The sequence below is a fragment of the Alcanivorax sp. HI0007 genome, assembly GCF_001635525.1.
Lineage (GTDB): Bacteria > Pseudomonadota > Gammaproteobacteria > Pseudomonadales > Alcanivoracaceae > Alcanivorax.
The window spans coordinates 1-269 of sequence record NZ_LWEJ01000194.1; the positions used below are offsets into that span (position 1 = coordinate 1).

Here is a 269-nt window from a genome sequence, read left to right on the forward strand (position 1 = left end):
CAGTATCCGTATCCACCTGATCATTGTTCGGGGTGTATACGCAGTTGTCGTTGTTGTTGTCGATGCCATCGCCATCGGCATCATCATCACAGACATCACCGATACCATCGTTATCAACATCACCCTGCTCAGGATTGAAGATCGTCGGGCAATTATCAACGCCGTCATCGATACCGTCGTTGTCCTGATCGTTGTTCATGTCACAGGCATCACCAATACCGTCACCGTCGGTATCTTCCTGGTTCGGGTTGGCAACCAGCGGACAGTTA

1 protein-coding gene is annotated in these 269 nt (G+C 50.6%); it reads right to left on the reverse strand.

Features of this window, described 5'->3' with window-relative positions:
- A partial coding sequence (locus A3714_RS10200; RefSeq protein ID WP_197463404.1) for a thrombospondin type 3 repeat-containing protein occupies positions 1 to 269 on the reverse strand: 269 nt, incomplete at both ends.